Raw genomic sequence first — 7,317 nt, forward strand, 5'->3', positions numbered from 1 at the left:
CACCTCGAACAGGCGCGGCACCACGACCATGATCGTCGGGCGCGTCTCCTCGATGTTCGAGACGAGCTTTTCGAGGCCCTCGCTGTAATAGATTTGCGCGCCGACCATGATCGGCAGGAACTGGCCGCCCGAATGTTCATAAGCGTGGCTCAGGGGCAGGAAGGACAGGAACACCTCCTCCTCGCCGATGCCGAAGTCGCTCACGAGCACCTCGGCCGCACCCGCGGCATTGTGCAGGATCGCGCCGTGATGCTGCATCACCCCGCGCGGCGCCCCGCCGGTGCCGCTGGTGTAGATAAGGCAAGCGGTATCCTCGCGCCTGACGCCGAGCCCGCGCGCCTTGGTCTCCTCGACATAAGTCTCACCGCCTTCGACCAGCGGCGCCCAGTCGTGCACCGAAACCTCGCCCTGCTGACCGACGCGCAGGCTCTCCATCGTGATGACGATATGCGCCTCGGACCGCATGACCGCGGGCATCAATGTGCGCGCGAGCTTCGCGGTCGACACGATCACCGCCTTCGCGCCGCTGTTGTCGAGAATATGCTGATGATCGCGTTCGGTGTTGGTCGTATAGGTCGGCACGGTGATGCAGCCCGCCGCCATGATGCCGAGGTCGGCGATACACCATTCAGGCCGGTTCTCGCTGACCAGCACCACCCGGTCGCCTTCCTTGAGCCCCAACTCGCGCAGATTGTGCGCGAGCGCCGCGACCTGATTGGCGACCTGCCGCCAGCTCAGCGGCTGCCAGGCGCGGTCGGCCTTGCGCCACAGGAAGGGATCTTCGCCGCCACGCCCCGCACGGTCGAAGAACATCGCGACCAGACTCGAAAAATGGTCGAGATGGGGATTTTCAAGCTTCATTCTGCCTCTCTCCAGGGAGATTGATTGCTTAGCTTTGTTATCGTTGATCAATTCTGCGCCGGCGCCCCGTCGATCGACGAACTGCCGGGGCCGCGCGGGTCGGCGGCGCCGCGCCAGCCCTCGGCGGTGCGCTCGACCGCGTTGAGCTTCGACCCGAGGCTCGTCGCGGTGAAGCTGTAGCCGAAAGGTTTCATCTTCGCGGCGATCGCCTTGCCGGCCTCGTTATTCTCGATCAGCACACCCTGGCGACCGAAGAAGAGGTTCGGAAGCTCCATCGCCTGTTTCGCGTCGAGGTCCCAGTCGAGCACGCCGACGAGCACTTTCGTCACATGCATGATGATGCGCTTGCCGCCCGCCGAGCCGACCGCGAGTATGACCTTGCCGTCGGGGCCATAAACGACCGTCGGCGACATCGAGGAGAGCGGACGCTTGCCCGCTTCGACACGGTTCGCGGTCGGCACGCCGCCCTCGGTCGGGGCGAGGTCGAAGTCGGTGAGCTCATTGTTGAGGAAATAGCCGTTCGCCATCAGCTGGCTGCCGAAAATGCTCTCGATCGTCGAGGTCATCGACACGAGGTTGCCGTCCTTGTCGGCGGTCACGAAATGCGTCGTCCCCTGCTCCTCGACCGGCGGCGCGGCGGCGCGCGGCGTGGCGCCCGGCGGGGTGCCGGGTTGATATTTGCCCGCGGCGCCATAAGGCGAAATCAGCTGACGGCGCTCGGCGAGATAGCTCTTGTCGAGCAGCCCCTTCACCGGGACGTCGATGAAATCGCCGTCGCCGAGATAGGCGGCGCGGTCGGCATAGGAAAGCTGCATCGCCTCCGAGAGCAGATGCCAGCTCATCGGATTGTCCTTGCCCATCGCCTTCATGTCCCAGCCCTCGATCATGCCGAGGATGCCGAAGACGGTGGTCGCGCCCGACGATGGCGGGCCCATGCCGCAGACCTTGTAGACGCGGTAGGTGGTGCAGACCGCGGGACGTTCCTTCGCCTTGTAAGCCGCTATATCCTTGACGGTCAGCTGGCTCGGGTGGCGCGGCGCCTTTGCGACCGCGTCGCTGATCGCCTTGGCATTGGCGCCGGTGTAAAATGCGGCAGGCCCGCGCGCCGCGATGTCGCGGAGCAGCTTGGCATAAGCGGGGTTCTTGATGCGCGTGCCGACGGGGGCGGGCTTGCCGTCGACATAATAGATCGCCTGCGGGGCGGGAAATTCCTTCCACAACGGCTCGAACTGGACGAGCCAGTCATGGAGCGCCGGTGTGACGATGAAGCCTTCCTCGGCAAGCTTGATCGCGGGCTGGAACAGCGCCTTCCATTCGAGCTTGCCCCATTTCTTGTGCGCCATCTCCATCAGGCGCACATTGCCGGGGACGCCGACCGACAGCCCGCCGGGAATGACATCCATATAGCCGCGCGCCTTGCCGTCCGCGCCGAGGAAACGCTCGGGCTTCGCCGCCGCGGGCGCCATTTCGCGCCCATCGATCGTCGAGATGCTGCCGTCCTTGGCATTATGGTGAACAAAGAAGCCGCCGCCGCCGATGCCGCTCGACTGCGGTTCGACGAGGGTGAGAACGGCGACCATCGCGACCGCGGCATCGGCGGCAGTGCCGCCCTGGTGCAAAATCTCGCGTCCCGCCTCGGTCGCGCGCGGATCGGCGGACGAGGTGACGCCCTGCGCCAGCGCGGGCGAGGAGACGGTGACGGAAAGAAGGGCGGCGAGCGGGAGGAATCTTTTCAACATGGGCGCGACATTGGCGCGGAGGTGAAGGTAGCGCAACCCTTGTTCCCCTCCCGCTTGCGGGAGGGGTTAGGGGTGGGCAGCGGCCATCTGCCCAGCCCGCTGCGACTAGCAAACAAGTTTGCAAGTCTCGCTGCCCCTCCCGCGTGCGGGAGGGGATATTCTATTTTCCTGTTCCCACCGCGTCGGCGACGCGCGCGAAGCCGTCGCGCGCGGCTAGCTTTTCGAGGCCGTGCGCAATCCGGCGCGCGAGGCCTGGGCCTTCATAGATCATCGCCGAATATATCTGGACCAGGCTGGCGCCCGCGCGGATGCGCTCCCACGCCTGTTCGGGCGAGGCGATCCCGCCCGCCGCGACGAGCGGCAGCTTGCCGCCGCTGGCGCTGCGGAAATCCCGGACGCGTTGCAGCGCCAGTTCGGCGAGCGGCGCACCCGAGAGGCCGCCCGCTTCGTTCGCATGGCGCGAGGCGAGCGCCGGGCGCACGATCGTTGTGTTCGACACGATCACCGCCGCCAGCCCCTTGTCGAAAGCAACCGCGACGATGTCGTCGATGTCGGCGGGTTCGAGGTCGGGCGCGACTTTCAGGAACACCGGCTTCGCCGCGCCCGCTGGCTGCGCTGCGGCAACGCCGTCGAGCAAGGCTTCGAGCGCGCCCTTGTCCTGCAAGGCGCGCAGACCCGGCGTGTTCGGCGAGCTGATATTGACCGTCAGATAATCGGCAAGCGGCGCCATCGCCGCGGTGCCCTTGGCATAGTCGGCGATCCGGTCGGCGCTGTCCTTGTTCGCGCCGATATTGATCCCGAGCGGGACGGGCAGGCCATGGCGGCGAAGGCAAGCGATGCGCGCTGCCGCCTTTTCCTGCCCGCCATTGTTGAATCCCATGCGGTTGATCACCGCCTTGTCCTCGACCAGCCGGAACAGGCGCGGGCGCGGATTGCCCTCCTGCGGCAGCGGGGTCAGCGTGCCGATCTCGACAAAGCCGAAGCCGAAATGCGGCATGACATGCGCGACCCGCGCATCCTTGTCGAAGCCGGGGGCGAGGCCGACGGGGTTAGGGAATTTGAGGCCGGCCAGCTCGGTCGCGAGCATCGGGCTGGTCAGTGCATGGCGCGCGCGCGGCAGCGGCTGGAGCGCGCTGAGCGTCAGGTTATGCGCGGCCTCGCCGTCGGTGGCGTGGACGACCGGGCGGACGAGCGCATAGGCGCTGTCGGTGAGCGATGCGAAGAACGACATGGGGCATGCCATTGCGCCGAGCGGGAGGCTATGGCAAGCCCCGGCCGGCCTGCAAAGTCATCGGAAAAACCGGGAGAAATTCGTGTCGCACCTTCGCATAATCGCTCGCCTGTCCACCGGGCTCGCCCTGCTCGCCGTCGCGGGCTGCGCCCCGGCCGCGGTACAGGAAGCGCCCGCCACCGTAACCGCGACGCCCGCCCCCGAAGCCGCCCCCGCCGGCGCCAACCTCGCGCAATTCTTTGAAAATTATGACGCGGCGCAGCTCTCGCTGAGCCCGCAGGGCAAGGCGTATCGCGGCATTCGCGATGCCGATTATGGCAAGTGGAACGACGTCAGCGACGAAACCGCGGTGGCGAACCACAAGCTGCAACAGGCGACCGCCGAGGCGATGCGCGCCAGCTTCGATCCCAAGACGATGGCCGTCGACGACGCGCTGTCGTTCGAGCTGTTCAACGCGCAGGCCGCGCGCGCCGACCGGCTGTTTCCGTATCGCAACCATGGCTATCTCTTCGACCAGATGAACGGTGCGCAGAGCCAGCTCCCCGCGTTCCTGATCAACATCCACCGCGTCGCCAACGCCGCCGAGGCCGAAGCCTATGTCGAGCGCATCCGCGGGCTTGGCCCCGTGCTCGACGCGCTGTCGGCGCAGTCGGCCGAGCGCGCCAAAAAGGGCGTCCAGCCGCCGAAATGGGTCTATGCCTACCTCATTTCCGACATCGGCAATCTGCAGAAGCCCGACAATGCGGTGATCGAAGACATCACCGCGAAGGTCGGCAAGCTTGCCATCGCCGATGCCGAAAAGGCACGGCTGATCGCGTCGGCCAAGGCGGCGTGGAGCGAAAGCGCTGGGCCTGCCTATGGCCGCCTGCTCGCCGAGATGAAGCGCCAGCAGGCGAGCGCGCCGACGCAGGACGGCGTGTGGCGCCTGCCCGACGGCCAAGCCTATTATGAGGCGCTGCTCGCCAATTATACGACGACCGACATGACCGCGACCGAGATCCACGACCTCGGCCTCGCCGAAGTCGCGCGCATCCACGGCGAGATGAAGACGATCATGGCGAAGGTCGGATTCAAGGGCACCCTGCAGCAATTCTTCGCGCATTTGCGCACGAGCCCGCAATATTATTACACGACCCGCGAAGCCTATCTTGCCGACGTCGACGCCAAGGTGAAGGCGATGGAGGCGCGGCTGCCCGCCTTCTTCAACACGTTGCCCAAGGCGCATCTGCAGGTGAAGGCGGTCGAGGCGTTCCGCGAGAAATCGGCGGGCAAAGCCTTTTACCAGTCGCCCTCGCCCGACGGGTCGCGGCCGGGCACCTATTATGTGAATCTCTATGACCTGCGCGATATGTCGAAGACCGAGCTCGAGGCGCTCGCTTATCATGAGGGCGTTCCCGGCCATCACCTCCAGCGCGCGGTGCAGACCGAGCTGACCGGGCTGCCGCCCTTCCGCCGCTTCGGCGGCTTCACCGCCTATACCGAAGGCTGGGGTCTCTATACCGAGGAGCTCGCCAAGGACATGGGCTTCTACACCGATCCCTACAGCGATTTCGGGCGCCTCGGCATGGAGCTGTGGCGCGCGTGCCGCCTCGTCGTCGACACGGGCATCCACGACAAACGCTGGAGCCGCGAGCAGGCAATCAAATACCTCAAGGACAACACGCCCAACCCCGACGGCGACATCGAAAAGGCGATAGAGCGCTATATCGTCTATCCGGGGCAGGCGACCGCATACCTGATCGGCAAGCTCAAGATCATGGAATTGCGCGGGCGCGCGCAAGCGGCGCTCGGCGACAAGTTCGATTTCCGCACCTTCCACGACGTCGTGCTCGAATCGGGTCCGGTGCCGCTCGACATACTCGAACGGCGCGTCGATGTCTGGATCGCGGCGCAGAAAGGTTAAGCTAATTGACGATTGCCGCTTGACGCAGGGGCGTGAAACGCAAATGATTTGTTCCAGATAAGAAGGCGGCCGGGTCACGGTTGCCAAGGTCTGGGTCTGTCATGTCAGATGTTTCTTCCTCGCCTGGCGGCGTGGACGGCAGCGCGCCGTTCGAACTGCACTATTTCCCGCCCGATCCCGATCTGGCGGAGATGGTGTCGAGCTTCTATTTCGCGCGCGTCAACATGCCGCGTTTCGACGAATATGAGCGCGCCGACCGCCCGCAGTTCCGCTTCGTCACCGCCGCCGACGGCGAATATGTCTTCGCCGACGATCACCGCGCGCCCGTCTGCCGCGCCAATATCGTGGGCCCGACGAGCGGGCGTGTGCGCGCGATCAGCAATTGCCCGACGCAGATGTTCGGATTCGGCATGCTCCCCGCGGGCTGGGCGGCGCTGATGGGTGACCACGCCGACAAGCTGACCGACCGCGCAATGGATGCCGCCGACCTGTTCGGTCCCTGGATCGACGAGGTCGCGACGACGCTGGAAATGGCGAAAAGTGTCGAGGAAAAGCTGGTCATCGGCAATAATTTCGCGCGCGAGGTGCTGACGCGGGGCGAGACCGCGCCGATGTGGTTCATCCGCACCGTCGACGGGTGGCTGACCGGATCGCCCTCGCCGCAGGTTCCCGAACTGGTCGAAGCGACGGGCATGTCGATCCGGTCGGTCGAGCGGATGACCAAACATTATTACGGCCTGTCGCCGCGCATGCTCGCGCGCAAATATCGCGCGGTGCGCGCCGCATCGGCGCTGGCACGCGGCGAAGGGCTCGACGTCGCACAGCTCGGCGACGCGTTCTACGACCAGTCGCACCTGATCCGCGAGATCAAGCGCTTTGCCGGCGCGACCCCCGGCCAGCTCGGCAAGCCGACCAGCTATACCGAGGCGACGACGAAGGGCCGCAAGCAGCTCGCCGGCCGCGTCAGCCCGCTCGTTTCGGAAACATAGGGTCACACCCGACCCCCGTTTACCTTCAAAAATTATCTGTCCCGTCGATTTGGCGTTTTCATCCAATCGCGAATCATCGCGGGGGCATAGTTCACCCCTGCGACCCAGAAGAGCTCATCCTCTGACGAGGACATGAGACCTTCATCTTGGCACTCATTTGGCTTTGGCCGAATGGGTGCCTTTTTTTCTTGGCGCCGGAATAGCGCCCGTTGGTTGCGCCGCACAAAAGCTTTCCCTATATAAGTGGAGTGATTTACTCCAGTTAAGAATCGTTCGCAACTGCGACGGAATATTTTATGCGCCTGTCCAACCTTGCCGATTATGCCGTGGTGCTGATGAGCGCCGCCGCCCGCCAATGCGGGTCGGTGCCGATTCACGCCGGCATGCTCGCCGAGCAGACGGGAATTCCGGCACCCACCGCGCAGAAGCTGGTGAGCCAGCTCGCGCGCGCCGGGCTGCTCGTCGCGTCGCGCGGCAGCGGCGGCGGGGTACGGCTCGCGCGGCCCGCGGCGGCGATCAATGTCGCCGAAATCATCGAGGCGGTCGAGGGGCCGATCGCCCTCACCTCCTGCGTCGCCGAAGGGCGGCACGACT

6 protein-coding genes are annotated in these 7,317 nt (G+C 65.4%); 3 read left to right on the forward strand and 3 right to left on the reverse strand.

Going from position 1 to position 7,317, the window contains the following annotated elements; all coding sequences use genetic code 11:
* The 3 genes from VJ811_RS01020 to VJ811_RS01030 all read right to left on the reverse strand — a co-directional run.
* Positions 1 to 861: AMP-binding protein (locus tag VJ811_RS01020; protein ID WP_324070319.1), on the reverse strand; the 861-nt coding region annotated here is incomplete at its 3' end.
* A 47-nt stretch (positions 862 to 908) separates the two neighbouring features.
* On the reverse strand, positions 909 to 2,600 hold the full coding sequence (gene ggt / locus VJ811_RS01025; protein WP_324070321.1) for a gamma-glutamyltransferase: 1,692 nt from the start codon (positions 2,598 to 2,600) through the stop codon (positions 909 to 911).
* A 160-nt stretch (positions 2,601 to 2,760) separates the two neighbouring features.
* Positions 2,761 to 3,831, reverse strand: a complete 1,071-nt coding sequence (locus VJ811_RS01030) for a quinone-dependent dihydroorotate dehydrogenase (RefSeq protein WP_324070323.1) — start codon at positions 3,829 to 3,831, stop codon at positions 2,761 to 2,763.
* Between the two features lie 82 nt (positions 3,832 to 3,913).
* On the opposite strand from VJ811_RS01030, the gene VJ811_RS01035 reads away from it, so the two are divergent.
* The 3 genes from VJ811_RS01035 to VJ811_RS01045 form a co-directional block, all read left to right on the forward strand.
* Complete coding sequence (locus tag VJ811_RS01035) at positions 3,914 to 5,734, forward strand: DUF885 domain-containing protein (protein ID WP_324070326.1); 1,821 nt, start codon at positions 3,914 to 3,916, stop codon at positions 5,732 to 5,734.
* Between the two features lie 101 nt (positions 5,735 to 5,835).
* Positions 5,836 to 6,723 (forward strand): helix-turn-helix domain-containing protein, encoded by an 888-nt coding sequence (locus VJ811_RS01040; protein WP_324070328.1) that lies wholly within the window; start codon positions 5,836 to 5,838, stop codon positions 6,721 to 6,723.
* A 296-nt stretch (positions 6,724 to 7,019) separates the two neighbouring features.
* Positions 7,020 to 7,317: RrF2 family transcriptional regulator (locus VJ811_RS01045; protein WP_324070330.1), on the forward strand; the 298-nt coding region annotated here is incomplete at its 3' end.

It is taken from the genome of Sphingopyxis sp. (genome assembly GCF_035250425.1).
In the GTDB taxonomy this organism is placed as follows: Bacteria; Pseudomonadota; Alphaproteobacteria; order Sphingomonadales; family Sphingomonadaceae; genus Sphingopyxis.

Excerpts from the sequence above, each read along its gene's own strand:
- VJ811_RS01030 (WP_324070323.1), bottom strand. The coding sequence starts at position 3,831 with ATGTCGTTCTTCGCATCGCTCACCGACAGCGCCTATGCGCTCGTCCGC.
- ggt (WP_324070321.1), bottom strand. The coding sequence starts at position 2,600 with ATGTTGAAAAGATTCCTCCCGCTCGCCGCCCTTCTTTCCGTCACCGTC.
- VJ811_RS01040 (WP_324070328.1), top strand. The coding sequence starts at position 5,836 with ATGTCAGATGTTTCTTCCTCGCCTGGCGGCGTGGACGGCAGCGCGCCG.